At 55.6% G+C, this 16,594-nt stretch carries 11 protein-coding genes; 1 reads left to right on the top strand and 10 read right to left on the bottom strand.

Annotation, left to right across the window (positions count from 1 at the left end):
• From LJD29_RS16670 to LJD29_RS16630, 9 genes are all read right to left on the bottom strand, one after another.
• Nucleotides 1-1,266: a flippase gene (locus LJD29_RS16670; protein WP_446742688.1), complete on the bottom strand. Its 1,266-nt coding sequence runs from the start codon at nt 1,264-1,266 to the stop codon at nt 1-3.
• Nucleotides 1,254-2,561, bottom strand: a complete 1,308-nt coding sequence (locus LJD29_RS16665; protein ID WP_446742687.1) for an O-antigen ligase family protein — start codon at nt 2,559-2,561, stop codon at nt 1,254-1,256. Before LJD29_RS16665 ends, LJD29_RS16670 begins: the two co-directional genes overlap by 13 nt.
• Entirely contained in the window at nt 2,558-3,745 is a 1,188-nt protein-coding gene (locus LJD29_RS16660; RefSeq protein ID WP_446742686.1) for a glycosyltransferase, read from the bottom strand. The genes LJD29_RS16665 and LJD29_RS16660 overlap by 4 nt, the downstream gene beginning before the upstream one ends.
• Before the next feature lie 43 nt (nt 3,746-3,788).
• On the bottom strand, nt 3,789-4,946 hold the full coding sequence (locus tag LJD29_RS16655; protein ID WP_446742685.1) for an acyltransferase family protein: 1,158 nt from the start codon (nt 4,944-4,946) through the stop codon (nt 3,789-3,791).
• A 102-nt stretch (nt 4,947-5,048) separates the two neighbouring features.
• The gene (locus tag LJD29_RS16650) at nt 5,049-6,149 is read right to left on the bottom strand and encodes a glycosyltransferase family 4 protein (protein ID WP_446742684.1); all 1,101 of its coding nucleotides are present in this window, start codon (nt 6,147-6,149) and stop codon (nt 5,049-5,051) included.
• A gap of 117 nt (nt 6,150-6,266) precedes the next feature.
• Nucleotides 6,267-7,265, bottom strand: a complete 999-nt coding sequence (locus LJD29_RS16645) for a glycosyltransferase family 2 protein (RefSeq protein ID WP_446742683.1) — start codon at nt 7,263-7,265, stop codon at nt 6,267-6,269.
• Between the two features lie 35 nt (nt 7,266-7,300).
• Nucleotides 7,301-8,200 (bottom strand): SLBB domain-containing protein, encoded by a 900-nt coding sequence (locus tag LJD29_RS16640; protein ID WP_446742682.1) that lies wholly within the window; start codon nt 8,198-8,200, stop codon nt 7,301-7,303.
• Nucleotides 8,201-8,204: 4 nt separating this feature from the next.
• Nucleotides 8,205-10,466, bottom strand: a complete 2,262-nt coding sequence (locus LJD29_RS16635; protein WP_446742681.1) for a GumC family protein — start codon at nt 10,464-10,466, stop codon at nt 8,205-8,207.
• Between the two features lie 55 nt (nt 10,467-10,521).
• Entirely contained in the window at nt 10,522-11,118 is a 597-nt protein-coding gene (locus LJD29_RS16630) for a transcription termination/antitermination NusG family protein (RefSeq protein ID WP_446742680.1), read from the bottom strand.
• Nucleotides 11,119-11,753: 635 nt separating this feature from the next.
• Here LJD29_RS16630 and LJD29_RS16625 point away from each other — a divergent pair.
• Nucleotides 11,754-12,998, top strand: coding sequence for a tetratricopeptide repeat protein (locus LJD29_RS16625; protein WP_446742679.1), 1,245 nt, complete (start codon nt 11,754-11,756; stop codon nt 12,996-12,998).
• A gap of 18 nt (nt 12,999-13,016) precedes the next feature.
• Here LJD29_RS16625 and LJD29_RS16620 read toward each other — a convergent pair whose 3' ends face one another.
• Nucleotides 13,017-16,424 carry an outer membrane beta-barrel protein gene (locus LJD29_RS16620; protein ID WP_446742678.1) on the bottom strand — a complete coding sequence of 1,136 codons (3,408 nt, stop codon included), beginning with the start codon at nt 16,422-16,424 and terminating at the stop codon, nt 13,017-13,019.
• Between the last annotated feature and the right edge of the window lie 170 nt (nt 16,425-16,594).

Genomic DNA, 16,594 nt, shown 5'->3' with positions numbered 1-16,594 from the left:
TCACCGGGCTGCACGTAGTTGCACCCTTCGCAATAGAGCAAGATTCAATGCGCCGAGCATGCCGTCTGTCGCGATGCTCGACCATGCCGCGCCCAGCCATCCATGCCTTGGAATCAGGTAGAGGTTAAGGATGAAGTTGAGAGCGGCCGCGATGAGCTGGGAGGTGGTGCGATAGCGCTGCATTCCGAAACCCGTCAAAGCGCTGCCTGCCATCTGATGAATGCTTCGGAACAAAGGAATGATCGCCAGCCAACGCAGTGCGAGAACACTTTCAGAGAAGTTATGGCCAGCGACACGAGGCAGGATCGGCGCGACCAGAAACGCGCCCAGCGACAATGCAGCTCCGAGAGGAACAGCACGTGAGAGGAGAGCGCGCGATAACTGACCCATTGCGCCGGTGCCCATCCTGCCACGCTCAAACAGCCGGGGCATTGCAGCCTCGCGTATCGCCAATATCGGGATGGTAGCGACATCGATGACACGATAAGCAAGGCTGTAAATGCCATTGGCGAGGTTCATGCCGTAGTGGCTGAGCATGGCCTTGTCGAGGTCGTTGTAAGCGCTGCTGGTTGAACCGGCGAAAGCGTAACCAAGTCCTTCCCCTGAATGCTTGGGAAACATCAGGGGCAGAATCCGCGGAGGTCCGAAATAGTAGGTGATGCAACCGATGGCAATGCATGCGGCGACAAAGGACACGGCGGTCGAAGCCACCGCCCACTGGTAAGCCGTCGCACGATGCAGGGTGAACATCATGGCCCCGGCGGTTGCTGTCCGCATGAAGTTGGTCAGCATATTGATCATGGCGGTGAAGCGCATCTTCTCGAAGGTCTGAAAGACGCGTCCCATCTCGGAGCAGAACTGAAAGAACAGGCAATTGGATATAGCTGCCAACACCACGATGGATGCGCTGGCTGGATTCAACAGGTAATGGCCGGCAACGCCTAGTGCAACGACCAACAGGCTGCCGATCACCAGCGTGAGTACGACAATGTTTCCCCAGTAAACAGCAAACTCAGCGCGTCGGCCGGCAACATATCTCATGAATACCGTGCCTGCTCCCAAAGTGCTGTACTGGGAAGCAATATTGGTGAAGGCGAATGCGCCGGCGTACACGCCGTAGTTTGCCGGTCCCAGGAGCCTGGCCAGGATGGCGAAATAAACTGCCTGTAATACGACGCTAACGCCTTGACCCAGCATCATCCAGGCTGCGTTACTCGTCATGCGGCTGCTGCGGAGCTTACGAATCTCCTCCGTCAGTACGACCATGCAAGCATCCTTGAACGCGCCAGCGCCATGCTTGGCTGACGAACGTGTTCGGCTAACTGAACGTAAGACACGACAAAGAGCATCCAGTCGATGCTGTCCGGGAACATGAATTTCGCGCCGTTCATCGTACCGAGAATTGCAAGAAACACCATCGCGCAGGCCAGGCGAATGGAGCGGGACGGACGATGAGCCATGCTGGCCATCGCATATCGACATGCCCTGTAAATGATGAAAAGCATCAGGCCTGTTCCGAGCAGCCCTAGTTCAAGCCACATCTGCAGCACGCCGTTCTCGGCGTTGCTCACATCTTTCAGGCCCCTGGTCATTACGATGTGAGCCGATTCTCCATGCATTCCAAGAAAGAATGCCTGGTAGCCAAAGCCCTCGAGAGGCCGCTTCCATATCTCGGGAAGCAGCGCCTGGAAGATTACTGTGCGCCCGGTAAGATCGCCAGACTTGCCCAGGGCCACCGATACAGTAGACGCATAGTAGATAAGGGAAGACACCGTCAATACGGCGATCACGGCGGCGGCGGCGAGCAGAAGCGCTCTTTCATTTTTCCCCACCTGTATGTACTGATGCTCGAAGCCGAGGTACAGGAAGAGCAGGGCGAGTTCAATCCACGAAGTACGCGACTGCGACATAACGACCAGACCAAGCATCGACAACTGGTAGAAGACGCGCAGGGCGCGGGTAATGGCCGTCCGTGGCCGTGCGTAGTATGAGATCGCGAGGAAGAACACCATGCTAACGCCGAGGTAGTTCTTATGTACGAAGATTCCCTGCCAGGCTCGCGAGTCATCGATGAAGCGAATGCCCGCGGAAGGAATCAGGGCGACGATAAGATAGCTCGAAAACGTAAGGATCATCCCAACAAGATTCAGTAATTCGATAAGCTCGTCGGGTTCGAAGCGCTCCACGAGGTAGAACGAAAATGCGGTCAGGCAGGTGGCGAGAATAGCCATGGACGCAGTCTTCACCCTGTCCTGCGACCACAATGTCGAAGCGAGCGCCAGCGCAGGCAATGTCCACAATATGTAGTTGCGCCTTGCGAGTCGGCTCACTGCCGGAAATGCGAATACCAATGCCGCGAAGAATGTGCCGTAAGCTGCGGCCCGTTCTAGGCGGAGACGCATCGTGTCCGACGCCGGGGTGGTGGCATTTGATGGGTCGATGGCTGCGTTGTTGGAAGCCTCGCGATCAATCGAAAACATTCCACGCACGCCGAAATAGAGCATGGGGAAGAGCAGTACCCAGGTGATGACCTTGAGATAGACAGGAGCCCGTCTCCTCACCGCGCTACCCTCATCATGCTGGGCACAGCGGCAAGGCTCGGCCCCCCCGAGATGCTGGTTACCGCCGGGATGGTGCCAGGGTCGGTGACGAAGGCATCGATCACATCTCTGATTCTGTTCTTGAAGATCGATTTGTCGAAGGTTCTCGCATGTTTCTGAATTTCGAGAGGAGAGAACGTGTGCTCCCGCGCCTCGAAGCGGTCAATCGCCTCGATCACAGAGACTGCGTCCTGACGATCGAAGAAGACACCCGTATCGGAGTGGCCGAGACGATCTGCAACGCGTACCGTCTCCAGCGATCCTCCGTGTCCGTATGCGATAACCGGACGGCCGAAGGCCTGCGCTTCTACGGGAACGATTCCGAAATCCTCATCGGCGGCAAACAGAAACGCGCGGCACCTTGCGTAATAATCCCACAGCTCCTCGTCGGACACGCGGCCCAAAAACTTGATGGTGGGACCAGCCATGGCGCGCAGTTTCTTCTCTTCTCTTCCCGTACCAACGACGTAGAGTGTTCGTTTCATCTTGTTGAAGGCTTCAATAAGAATGTCTACCCGCTTTGTGCCTACAAGCCGGCCGACCGAAAGATAGTAATCCTCCGTGTCCTCGGAGATGTATCCCTTCGAGGTATCAACCGGAGGATAGACGACAGCCGCATCTCTCCCGTAGTAGTGAGCGATCCGCTTTCTCACGTACTCAGAATTGGCAACGAAGTGTGTGACACGCTGGGCAGCCACGTAATCGGCGGTGCGGGCGCGGGAGGCAACATACGCAAAGGTGCTGCGCAGGTACCAGGGCAACTCCGCTGTGAAGTTCGGAGCAAGGTCCCATATGAAACGGCCCGGCGTGTGGCAGTAGCTGATGTGAATTGTATCTATGGGTGTGACGATATCCTTGACCGGTGCCGAGTCAGATGAGATCACCAGGTCGTAGCCGCGAAAATTGAAGCTGCCCACCGCCGCCGAGTAGAAGGGGAAAATCGCGCGGTTGACCCTTTTCGCGAACGGAATTCTGGACAGGTCGGAGAGATGCAGTTTGCTGGGAGCGAGATCCTTGGGCAAGCTACCTTCATCCGCGAAAAGGCAAAACACGTCAGCATCCGGGAAGATCTCCAGTAAGGCCTCAACTACATTTTCTCCGCCGCCATGCAACAAAAACCAGTAATGAAGGATTGCGACTCTCATTGGGACAGCCTCCAGTGGGATCGGTGTCTTGTTGGTGAAGCGATCAAAGCATTGCCTGTTCAGGCAGGGTACCGGCCGATTTGATCTCTGTTTCGTGCCCACTCGCGGATAACGAGATCCCCGAGGAAGACACGGACGCTGACTGGCGAAAGGAAGATCCTGAGCGATTCGACCGGAGAGCCAAATTCTTTCCCCAGGCGATGATGGGCTGCTCGTAAAAACGGAAAGACAGCCAGCTGAAGATCGTTACTGCCGCGAATGTCAGGGGGGACAGAGTGCGAAGATGCCGGTATTGGATAGCATGTGCAATCTGGTCTGTGAAGGTAATGCCGGCCAGATGAAAAAGATAGAATCCATAACTGATAGCCCCGAGGAATACCGCAGGGCGTGAGCCGAATACACTGCTGAGGCGGCTCTCAGGATTGAGTAATACAAATCCGACCAGGCTTGCTGAAGCCAGGTAGACAATCGTGTAACCAAAAGAGTTGAAGATGACGCTGTTCTGATCCCGGTCAAAAGCGGGATAGAAAGAGAGCATCACCAGCGCCAATAGGCTGATCGCGAGGCTCCGTCCTGACCAGTACTTGAGCGCAACCTTCGTAGCGGAGTTCTCAAGCAATAAAGCGAGAAGACTGCCTGCAGCCAGTCCATCAAGTTGAAAGGGCGTCAGGTAGAAGATCGGAAACATCGTCGAAAAATATGGTGTAAAGAAACCGCGCAAGCAGGGTTCGAGTAGCAGTGCAGCCGTCAAAAAAATCATTAGCGCACGGCGTGAGAGGTAGCGAATCGCAAATGGCCAGAGCAGGTAAAACTGTTCTTCCACAGCGAGCGACCACAGTACGGAAAGAGGGCCTGTCTTCCCGCGATGGATGGTCTCAGCAATATTGGCTGCAAAAAAAGCCAGATACAACCCCACCTGCCGCCAGGCCACATCACAGAAGAGAGCGGCGATGAGAAACAGGATAAGTAGAGGCGGCAAGATACGGGTCGCGCGCTTGATGTAAAAGGGCGCCCAGAAAGATCGGTCCTCGCGCGCGCGTCTCAGAATCCCTGTAATGAGGTAGCCGGACAAAGCGAAGAACATCGGCACACCGACCCAGCCAAATCGGCTGATCCTGGCGTGAATCAGAAATACGAGCACGATCGCCAACCCACGTATGCCGTCGAGTCGCTTGATTCGGCCATCCTGCTGTTTTTCCATCTTGGCGGTCACAATCCTTGTTTGCCTGGTACCCGGGGTCCCGAAACCGCCTCATCATCTCGCATCATTACGAGGCGGCTGTGTACATCGAACATCCTCATTTCAAGCTGTCATAGCCAACAAGGAGAGATACTTCTCCCGTGCGACAGGTGCGGCATGTTGTGTCTCAATCTGCGCTCGTGCTGTGCGTCCGTACTCGTCAAGCAACTCACGCGAGGTAAGCAGAATCGTCAGCTTGTTTGTCAGATCATCCACATCTCCCGCGCGAAAGAGCAGCGCGGCCTTGCCTTCGCCGGTAATCTCCTTGTGAACCGGCAGATCGCTGAAAATGCAGCTCAGACCGTGCGACATGGCTTCAAGCGAAACGAGCGGAAGACCTTCAGGGCCGATAGAGGGATTGAGAAAAACATCGGCGCGACGGTAGTACGGAGTCGGGTCAGCCTGGAATCCTGTGAAGGTGACGTCAAGACCTTCGGCCTCGGTCTCCAACTCTTCTCTGTGCCTTCCTTCGCCAACGATCGTGAGGCTGAGATGTGTTCCCGGCACCCGGCGGCTGAACTGGCGCATGGCCGCCAGTATCGATGACGCGCCTTTGTATTTCTGCAGACGCCCCACGTAGAGGAGGCGTATCACCTTGTCTCCCCGGCCATTGCGAGGCAGGAGCTCTGGGATCTCCGTAACCCAGTTCTGAATGACAACCATCTTCTCCGGTGGAACGATCGTGCGCACATCTACAGCTACGGCGTGCGAAACGCACACAACCTTATGAGCAGTCCTGGCAAACAGCCGGTAAAGGAATTCTGCGGATCGACGCTTCAGCCCCTTGTACCAATGCTGACTCTCGATCTCAAATGTCAGGTGGCGGGTAATGAATGCCCTGCATCCCATCATCCGTGCCAGAGGCATGGTCACGATGTCTGGAATGCCATTCGCCCAGATGATATTCACTCCATGGAAGACGCGAAACCAGATGCAGTAGAAGAAGCAGAGCAGGAGATGCACCGGCTTGCCTGCACCTGCCGCCCAACGGTATGAGACTGCTTTAACGCCACGGCTCTTTAGCAGCTCGGCAACTTCCGGATTGATGCAGAAGGCATAGAGATCTGCCGTGCCTTTGAGCAGGTCGGCCAGTTGGGTGAGATAAACCTGGCCACCACCGAAAAACCTGTTGAGATCAACAAAGAGAAGAGCAGGCCGTTTCATGAAGTCCTCTGTATCCTCTGTGGGCTAATCGCCGTTAATGTCGAAACATTGTGGTTCCATTTTCGGGCGCGTCGGCGAGAGGGAATGCTGTCCGCGTTTTCCAGAAATTCATGCCGGCTATCCGGGAAGAGTTACAGATGTCTCCCGCGGCAAACGTGCTCTTGGGTTGAGGGTGCGCTTGAGTGCTCTAAGCTGCTTACCGATCCTGCGGCGTGTTACATCCGGCATGAACCAGATATAGAGATAGACAACCAGGCACTTCGGTGTTGCTCCGCCGCTGAGGAGACAGTCTTCGAGCAAAGACAACTTCACTTTCATTGACTCGCCACAGGCAATCGCATCGGTAAGAACACGTGTGGCGATGCAGTAAGCATAGGCGTCTGGCCGAAAGAGATGCCGAATCGTCTGTAGTGCGCCATAGAAGCTTTGCCAGTTCGGCTTCTTGCTGATGCGAACCTCGTCGGAAAATCCATCGGCGTTGAAGAACGACAGGGTTTCCGGAACGAGATGCAAAGTTGCCGCGCCGCGCGTGCCCGCCTCTACCAGCCAGATAAACTCCTGGCCGCGTTTCAATCCGCGGCGGAACGGCACGTCCAGCAGAAGCGCCCTCGGAGCGATGAGCGTTGAGGTCTGTAACAATTCGCCGCCGCTGCGCAGGCCCCGCGGATGACACATGTAACTATCGATCGTCTCACCCTTCTCGGGAGAGCGAAGCGGATACGTGCGCGCTGTCTCGCCAGATCTCTCTACGAATTGGCAGGCAACGATTGCGCGCTTGTCTTTGAGCGTTGCCACCACATCCATCTGGCGAGCTATTTTTTGCGGCAACCATTCGTCATCGTCATCAAGAAACGCGATCCAGTCACCCGTAGCCTCTTCGACACCGACGTTCCTGGCCTGGCTCCCACCGACATTCTCTTTGAGCGCTACGACCTTGACTCTCTCTTCCCCGAGTGCGTGAAGAGCAGCAACTGTGCCCTCGTCGGGACCATCCACAACCACCACGATATTGAGCCAGGGATAAGTCTGATTCAGCGCGCTGGATACTGCACGAACAACCAGCCTGGGCCGATTGCGCGTTGGAATCACTACACTCACTGTCAATGAGTTGGACATCTCATGCCTCGAGCAGTGCCAAGCACTCTGCTTGTTTAGTAGCGATAGATAGACGCGCCTGCCACAGACGAAGCGATACTCGATCCCTGGTTGGCAGCATTCTTGAGATAGCTGTATGGAACGTAGATGACGTCGTTTGTAGCCAGCGCAAAGTCCGGGCTTTTACCCTTCTGAATGTCGCTCAACTGCAGAGGAGTGGTTACGTATCCGCTGTCCGTCTTGTGTATGAGCTTGGCGTGTGAAGGTACGGCAGAGTGCGTCGTGCCTCCGGCGCGTGCAACCAGTTCAAGAACCGTAAGCTTCGCTTCGTTGTCGCTGATCGTATATCCGCCTGGCCTGTTTACGTCGCCGAGGATGTAAACGATGCCGGCCTTCGGCACGATGACAAGATCGCCCGGGTAGACCAGCACTGCGGTCTTAGCCGCGACACTCGGATCATTCGATAGAAAATACGGGACCTGGTCGTGTGTCGTGCGGCGTTCGATGGTGATCTTGCGATCTGCGGCTGTGGTGAGACCTCCAGCCATTGCAAGAATCTCAATGATTGAGGTTGGCGTGTTGATGCGGTAGTAGCTCGGATCCTGCACTTCACCGATCACGGTGACACTTTGCGTCTCATAAGACTCGACCACCACATCGGCCTTGGGGTGCAGGAAGAAGCGTCCAGAGACGAGCGCTGACTCGATAACGTTCGCAGCCTGGGCGGGAGTGCACTGCGCTACATGCACCTTACCTCCCATGATCAGCGTGATATCTCCGGCGTCGGTCACCCGCACATGCTGCTCAAGGTTAGGGTTGTCGAACACCTGGATGTGCAGCACATCTCCGGGGCCTATGAGCAGGCTCTCTTTTGTTTCCTGAACTGGTTGCTGGGCCCTTAAACAGAAACTCAGGCTCCCGATGAGGATGGCGAAGACATATAGTCTGAGGCGCATACTTCTAGGCTCCTTTTGCGAGAACGCTGTGAACCGATCCATACTCGGCGTGGCCGTAATAGACGCTGTCCTTGGGATCAAGACCATTCATCACGATCCCAACATGCTTTTGACCGCCACGCTGCAGGATGCTGTAGCTGCGTTCGATCTGTGCGACTTCGCTCATGTAACGGCGTGCAAGCAGAATTGTGAAATCGCTGAGTGTATTCAAAACGATGGCGTCTGCGACAGGCAGTACCGGCACGCTGTCGATAATGACGCAGTCGTATTCGCGACGCCAGATGTCAAGCCACCCGAGCATAGTCGATGAAGCGAGAAGATCGGCGGGATTTACTGGAGGCTTGCCCGCCGGAACGGCATAGAGCGGACCTGCATGTTGAATGTGATAAATCGGAGGGGCACCGATCTCCCCCTGCAGCAGTTCGCTCAATCCCGGACTTGACGGAATGTTTCCGCGGCTTCCGACTGTTCCACGCCGAAGGTCGGCGTCCACAATCAGTGTTCTCTTCCCGCTTCGGGCGGAGATTGCAGCGAGGGTCATCGCGCATGTCGACTTCCCTTCACCGGCGATGGCACTCGTAACGAGTACGACCTGGGGTCTCTCGTCGCCAGAAAGGAACAGATGAGTACGAACTGAATTGATGACTTCTATATAAGCGGGGGAGGGCTGTAAATCGTCTTCGAGTGGAAGATGCAAAGTACGTCCGCGTGACAGTTTCTTATCGAACGGAAGCGCGCCAAGGAGCACGCCGCCATGAATGCGCTCGAGGTCGGTCACGGTGTTGATCTTGCGGTCGAGGGTGTCGGTTAACAAGGCTGCGAAGAGGCCGATAAGCCATCCACCTACCAGGGAACCCGCCATGTAAAGAGGAACACTAGGCTTTGCAGGTCTGGCAGGAGTCCTGCCCGGATCCACAACGCTGATGTTCGAGGACTGCAGGCCTGCCAGCACGCCCGCTTCGTTCACTCTTCTCAAGAGATCTTCATACAACGAGCGGCTCTGCTCGGCTTCCTGGCGAACGATTGCGAACTCTATGGCCTTGCTGTTGAGCACGTCCGCACGCTGCTTGGCATGATCGTAATCGTCTCTCGTTTTTTGTTCCGTCTGGCGCGCGATGATGAAGTCGTTCTGCGCTCTCTGCTTCAGACGATTCGATTCCTGATCGATTGCGTGCTGCAGTCCGCTGATGTTGCCTTCCAACTCGGCGATCTTTGGATAAGCGGGTCCGTATTTTGCCCTGGCCTCGCCTAGAGCAGCCTGCTCAGACGCTTCCTGCTGACGAAGATTCTGAATCACGGTCAGGGAGCTGTTGACATTGGCGCCAGGACCAATCGAGTTTCCGGCAAGGCTGGAGAGCATTTCTCCATTGCCCGCTTCAGCTGCCTTGGCGACGGCTTCCTTGAGAATCCGATTTTGCTCGGCAGAGGCCAGGGCGGTAGTGGCCTGCTGTAACTCATCGATAACCGCCGAGTACGCCTGCTCCCTGCCCTGCGAATCCACTGAGCCCATGCTGTACACACCGGATTCGCGTTGCAGATTTACAACTCTGGATTGCAGATCCTCACTCTGCTTACGCAGGGTCGCCAGCTGCTCGCTGAGCCACTTCGATGTCGTATTGGTTGCCGTGTACTGATTGTGGAAGTTGTAGTCCAGCAGCGATTGAATCAACGTGTTCACTACTTTTGCAGACAGTGCGCGGTCACTGCTCAGATAAGAAACGCTGATGATACGAGTGCCGGCAACCGGCTTGATCTTCAGGTTCTTCTTAAAAACCGCAAGATCGTGCGCCCTGCGCGAAGGAGAACTTTCGAGGTCGCCGCCAGTCGGATCTGCTTCCCCGCGTGGCGACATGAGTCCCATCACCCACCCGATAGGGTTCCAGTGCGGGCGAAAGTCGGAAGAGGAATCGAGGTGCAGATCTTTAATAGTCTGCAGGGCGAGGCTGGATGACTGCAGGATCTCCGCCTGTGTCTGCACTTCAAGATTGATCGAAAGTGAATCCGATAGATCGTTGGCGTTGCTGCGGCCGATACCGCCCAGCTCAACCGATCCAGGATTGTCTCTCTGGATTTGTATCGATCCCGTCGCCTCATAGCGCCGGGTGCAGAGTATGCAATAGGCGGCCATCAGCGCCACGATCAACAACGTCGTTCCGTATATGATATGGCTCCTGCGACGGTAAACCATCAGGAGATCAGTCAAAGTCAGATCTGTGGTGGTCTCGGGCAGAGATGATTCACCCGGCAAAAGGCGGTTGGCGCTCATATTGTCCTTCCCTTGAGTAAGTCATGCGCGGACACTCGGTCAGATCCACTCTTCATCAGGATTCGCGTACCGCGTCCTCGTGCGTGATGCGTTCGATGTCGTTGACATTGACCTCAATAGCCACGTGGAGGTTCAGCTGCCATATCGTGAGAATGAACCGGCACCGGTTGTTTGCCCTCGAGAGTATTCCTTCTACTCCCTTCATCGAACCGTTCCTCACCCGCACGCGCTCTCCCACGATGAAGTCGTGAACCGGCTCCATGTCTCTGCGAGCCGTCGACTGAAGCAGGCTTATCTCATCGTCGGGTATCGATGCGTATTCCCCAGGGCGCCCAACGAGTCGTATCACTCCAGGGTCGCCCAATACCTTATAGCGCTCTGTCTTCGCGATCCGCACAAACAGATATGAAGGAAAAAGCGGTAGTGTGACAGTGACCCGCTGGCGGTTTTTCCATACTCTTACAGTTTCAAAGGTGGGCAGGAACGTCTCTATAGCAGAGTCAATCAATCGCCCAGCGACCGCCCTCTCGTTGTTGGGAACCGTAAACACCGCGTGCCAGTTTCGCCGATGTTCGTCGATTCTCTCGACCGCCTGCGGAATGCAGCGCGATACGGTGGAGATAGAGTTCTGTCGCTTCGCTCCTGATTGCATGATCCTCTCTGCCCGGTGTGTTGCGGTAGTTATCCAGGGACTTCAGCGGGGGGATCGCAGGCCTTCGGCCTGCCGACTTAGCAGGCCGGCTAACTTATTTGAGTTTTATTGCTTCCTTGCTTTACTTATGCAGTGCTATAAGTCGTGACGCTGTTGGGGAGGGAAAAACGATTGTTCGTTTGTCGCCAACAAGCGGGGTAGGGATACGACACCTAAAAATCGAAGAAGGACATGTGCTGATAACTTAAGGTCGCCGATTCCAATTTGCAACATTTTTTTCGGTGAAGTTTTTATATATTCGCCCAGGTTTGACAGGTAGTTAACGAGGTAACGGGCCATTACACCTGCAGGTAACTCTCAATGGATCCGCGCGGGTAACAGGATAGTCACCGACGCGACGCGATCACACGTCGTGCCGCTCTCCATAAAGTAAAAATCAGACCGTAATGGTGTTAAGCTTTCGCCGATAACCGATCGGATAACCCGACACGTCCTGCTCACAATGGGCATTGATCTGTTCGCCCCGGTGTCGTCATTGCGCATCAGTCATTACAGTTCCCACGCAGCGGGATGTGCTGATTAGGAATCCGACTTTCAGCGCGACACAGGGATCGTCAGGCAGTAAACTCTGCACGATGAAAACGCTGCCCTGGCATCGTTCCTCGACCATGCGCTCTACACGCGCTGCAGATTTATGCGTGCCTTACCTACTGTCCTGCACGCTCGCTTTCAGTTGGGTGATGCTTCCCGCGCGGGCCCAACAGCCCGGCGGCAAGGATAAGGATCTTGCACAAGATGCCACAGCCTTTATGGGGTCCGGCCGCTTCGCGGAGGCAGAACCTCTTTGGCGGCGGCTTATCGCGCTGGAGCCTCGTAACGCATCGGCGCATGCGAGCCTGGGGTTAACACTGGCCCGTGAAGAAAATCTTCCCGGAGCCATCGTGGAATATCGACGATCACTTGTTCTCGATCCACATCAGCCGGTGGTGGCGCTGGACCTCGGCCTGGCCGAGTTTAAACTGGGTCAATTCGAAAAGGCGATCATCGCCTTTCGTTCTCTCGGTCCGCTGGGGCAGCGTGATAATCGTATCCCTGTGCTTATGGGCATGTCGTACTTTGGCTCGCATCGCTATGCGAATGCCATTCCCTTTCTTCGCAAAGCGGTCGAGTCAGACGGCGGCAATCTGGAATTACGGGGCGTGCTCGCCAAGAGCTGTCTCTGGAGCAAGCAGTACGACTGCGCGCTAGCGGAATTCAAGAAAATTCTCCTTATCGATCCGGACGCCGTGCAGGCTCACATGATGCTTGCCGAGGCTTACGATTCGATGGATCAGAAAGCCGCGGCGATCGCTGAACTGGAAACGGCCGAACGAACTTCACCAGGCGAACCATTGCTTCACTTCGAACTCGGTTACCTCTATTACACCAGCCACGATTACGAACGAGCTGTTCCGGAATTCAAGGCCGAGCTCCGTAACAATCCGAGGTCCGCGCTGGCCGTTGCCTATCTTGGCGACATCGCGCTACACAGCAACGACGATACGGCTGCAGAACAATATCTTGATACCGCCCTGAGCTTAGACAAGAATTTGCGGCTGGCGTATTTCGATCTTGGTTGCGTGTACGCCGATCGCCAGCAGAACCAGCAGGCGCTGGATGCGCTTCTGCGCGCCGAGCAGATGGACCCCCTTAAGCCCGATGCTCACTATCGTCTCGCAAGGGTGTACAAGGCGTTGGGTCAACAGCAGAAGGCCGCCGCCGAATTCGCAAAAACACGCTCGCTGCATGCGAAGGATGACGAATCGCTCATCGCGAAAATATCGGGCAAAGCTTCCGCCGCATCAGGAAACGGGCATAATTCGAATGCGGCCCTGCCCTAGTAGGTGAAATGCTCCCGATCAGAATTTGATCTTGACCCCCAACTGCAATGTGCGCGCATCGTAGGAGCCCGTAACCTGGCCGAAATTGGAGTCCGCGGTATTCGCATCGATCGCATTGAACTCCGTATGGTTGAAGGTATTGAAAGACTCAAAACGCAGCTCCAGAAGTGCGCCTTCGTTGGGTGCCAGTGGGAATGTCTTGAACAGCGAGAGATTGGTATTGAACAGGCCGGGCAATACCACCGCGTCCTTCCCTGCACTTCCAAATCCCTGATTGCGTCCGCCATTCCATGGCGCCAGCGGATTGGCGAAAGAACTGGTGGAGAACCACTCCAGGCGCTTCTTCGGATAACTCACGCCAGCAACCAGATCCGGCCGGTTCGTCGTGCCTCCGCCCAGCCCCAGCGTATCCGAGCCAGTGTATGTGAGCGGCTGCGGAGATCCTGACTCGACAACTGTGACGCCTGACACCTGCCATCCGCCCAGGGCCGTGCGCGTCAGCAAATTGCCTTTCGTAGTGAAGAACGGGAGACTGTAAATATAGTTCGCGTTGAAGATGTGCCTGCGATCGAAGAGCCCGGATCCGCGGTCATACGCAGTACTGAAGGGGTTGGAAAGCCCACTGAGATCATTGCTCACCTCATCGATCTCATGAGAATAAGTGTAGGCGAGCTGCAGTGTCACACCGTGTTTGTTTTCGATGCGCAGTCCAGCCTGCAGCGAATGGTAGCTGAAGTTCGACTGGTTCTCTTCCTGGGTAATCGTGCTGAAACCAGGATAGATGCGGTAGAGGTTTGCATTCAGCGTACCGTTCGCAACTCCCTGCCTGTTCGCCACGTTTCCCAGCGGCAGCGTGTTGATCGAGCGGTCATCGTCCTGGTCCCAGCCAATCGATCCGGCATATTGCAGGACAGCAATTACCGCGGGCGCCACCTGCTGTTGCACACCCATACTGAACATGGCGGTGCCGGGAGGCCGGAAACTGTATTGAATGTTGTTCAACGTTGATGGGAAGGTCGCGGACGTGGTCTGGCCGGTCAACGCACTGGTGTTTGGATCGGAGAAGTAAACGTTCGTTGCCTGCGGCTGATAAGCGAAGGGTGGGTTGAGCGCCGCGTTGTAGACGTCGTTGCCCTGGACTCGTTCATAGAAGATTCCGAAGCCGCCGCGCCAGACTGTCCTGCCATTGCCGAGCAGGTCATAAGCAAACCCTACGCGTGGTTGCCACGTGTAGTACTTGTTTTCGACGGCTCCACGTGCAAAACCATTTACGCCTGCCTCACGTATGCCGTTCAGATAAAACGAGCCGCCGTTGACGTTCGTGAGGTAGCTCGCGTTCAATGTGCCATCCGGATTCAAAGGATAGCCGAGCGTGGTGTCGTAATCCGCAGGTACAAAGTTCGCAAACTGATCGTAGCGCTCAAAGGCGTGCGGCATACCATCGAACCGGAAGCCGATATTCAGCGTCAGCCGCGGAATCACATGCCAGTTGTCGTTGAAGTAGAAGCCGTAGTTGTTATTCACCCAGTGCTTGCCTGCAAGATATTGCAATTGCTGAAAGCTTGCGGCATCTCCCATCAGAAAGTTGATGTATGAGTCACCTGAGAAGGTGCTCGAGTTGAAGGTTGCGGTTCCCTGGGTATTGGCTTGCAATTGCTGGTTTTTGTAGTCGTGCAGCCAGCTGAATCCCATCTTCATCTGGTGAACGCCCTTGGTCCATGAGAAGTCATCACGAGGCTCAAAACCTTCGTATCCGTTTTTCCATGGAAAGTAGCTTGAACTCCATTGAACGTTAAGAGGCGATCCATTCAGGTTGATCTGTGGCATACGCAGCATGTCGTTGTTCGCTGCCGGAAAAAAGGATGTAGCCGTCCAGCCGCTTGGCTGGACAAACGAGCCGCCAGGGCCATTCACGGGCGTAAGCGTGATCTTGTTTCCGCTGTAATAGAAGCCGGTCTCATTCAGCATGTTCGGTGAGATCGTCTCTGTCACCTTGATCACTGACGAGTAGGACGGGTTGGACATGGCTGTCCCCACCGTCGGATAGGTTGCGCCCTGCCAAAGTGGAGGAAAGAATGAGGTCGTCACACCGTCATGCAGAAAGTGGCCCATTAACTGGACTTTGCTGGTGATGGCATGATCGATGCGCACCACATCTTCGCGCACATTTGTCGGCTGTGGAATGGAAGAGATGTATTGGCTGGTTCCCAGGTTGGGTTTCGGAAACGTGCCCGCGTTCACCTCAAGCACCGCGTTCTGATCGATCAGGTTCGCAGGGATCACGTTATTCGGGAAAGGGCTCCCGGCCGTCAGGCCATCCAGAGTGTAAAGAGCCAGCCTTGCCGGATCTGAGGTTGCAGGCACAACTGGCGTGGTTCCACCGGAGGGTACGTTGTAGGCGAGCGACTGCCCTGCCACCGGGAAGTTGTCGGCCATGATCGTATTCACCGTCGATGGCGTACTACCCTGAATGAGTCGTCGCCACTCCTCATTCACGAAAAAGAAAGTTCGATTACGCGAGGTGTTGTACACGTGCGGAATGAAGACCGGGCCGCCGAAGTTAAAACCGGGCTCGTTCAGCCGGAACTCAGGCCGGCTCTGTCCCGCCAGGTTAGTGAAGTAGTTATTCGCATCGTAGTCTTCGTTGCGATTGAAGTACCACGCACCGCCGTGAAACTTCCGGGTGCCCGACTTGATCACCATCAGAATCGTTCCGCCGGAACCGATGCCGTAATCGGGCCCGTAGTTGCTATCCAGCGTCTGGAACTCGGAAAGAGCGTCGATGGAGGGTAGAGAGCTGAAGCATCCGCCGCAGCCACGATCGTTCAACTCCCCTCCGTCCAGCATATAGATGTTGTGGCTGGTGCGGGTGCCGTTGAAACTGATGCCGTTGGCGGAAGTCAGCGCATTCACGCCGCTGAACGAAGGCAGGTTGTTTGAGACACCCATGCCGAGCGCAGCCAATGCAGTCACGTTTCGTCCGTTCGTGGCCAGCTGCGCCACCTGCTCCCCGCTTATCAGTGTGCTCAGCTCACTCGTTTCTGACTGCACCTGCAACGCATTTGCCTGAACGGTTACTGTCTGCCCGGCGCCGCCCACCTGCAGGTTCACATCTTCCTTCAACGCCTGCCCAACGTTCACTGTTATGCCTGTGGCAGTAAACTTCTCAAAGCCCGGTGCAACCGTAGTCAAGTTGTAGCGGCCCACACCAACATTGGCAAAGACGTAAATACCGACAGAGTTCGATACCGTCTCGCGCGTCTGGCCTGTCGAGACATTCGACAGCACGATACTCGCATTCGTGACCACGGCTCCCGAGGTATCAAGCACCGTTCCGGTGATTGTTGCGTTGTCTTGAGCACGCGCCGGCAAGGCAAGGATTGCGATCACGACCAGGCCAAGCAACACTGAAAAACTGCGTTGCATAGAACCTCCTAACATCGTCCTTTGTTTCGCTCCAGGAAACTCGGCCCAGAAACAGGGTCCCGGTGAACTACCGCCAGTCCTCATCCTTCGCAGCAGAATGCGGCCCGAGAAAAGCATGAAGAATATCGCTCGCTCCGCAGGAACAGAGCAGCGTTGTGTTGAAACAACAC

It is taken from the genome of Silvibacterium acidisoli (assembly GCA_022870745.1).
In the GTDB taxonomy this organism is placed as follows: Bacteria; Acidobacteriota; Terriglobia; order Terriglobales; family Acidobacteriaceae; genus Silvibacterium.
This window is presented reverse-complemented; position numbering and strand designations above follow the sequence as displayed.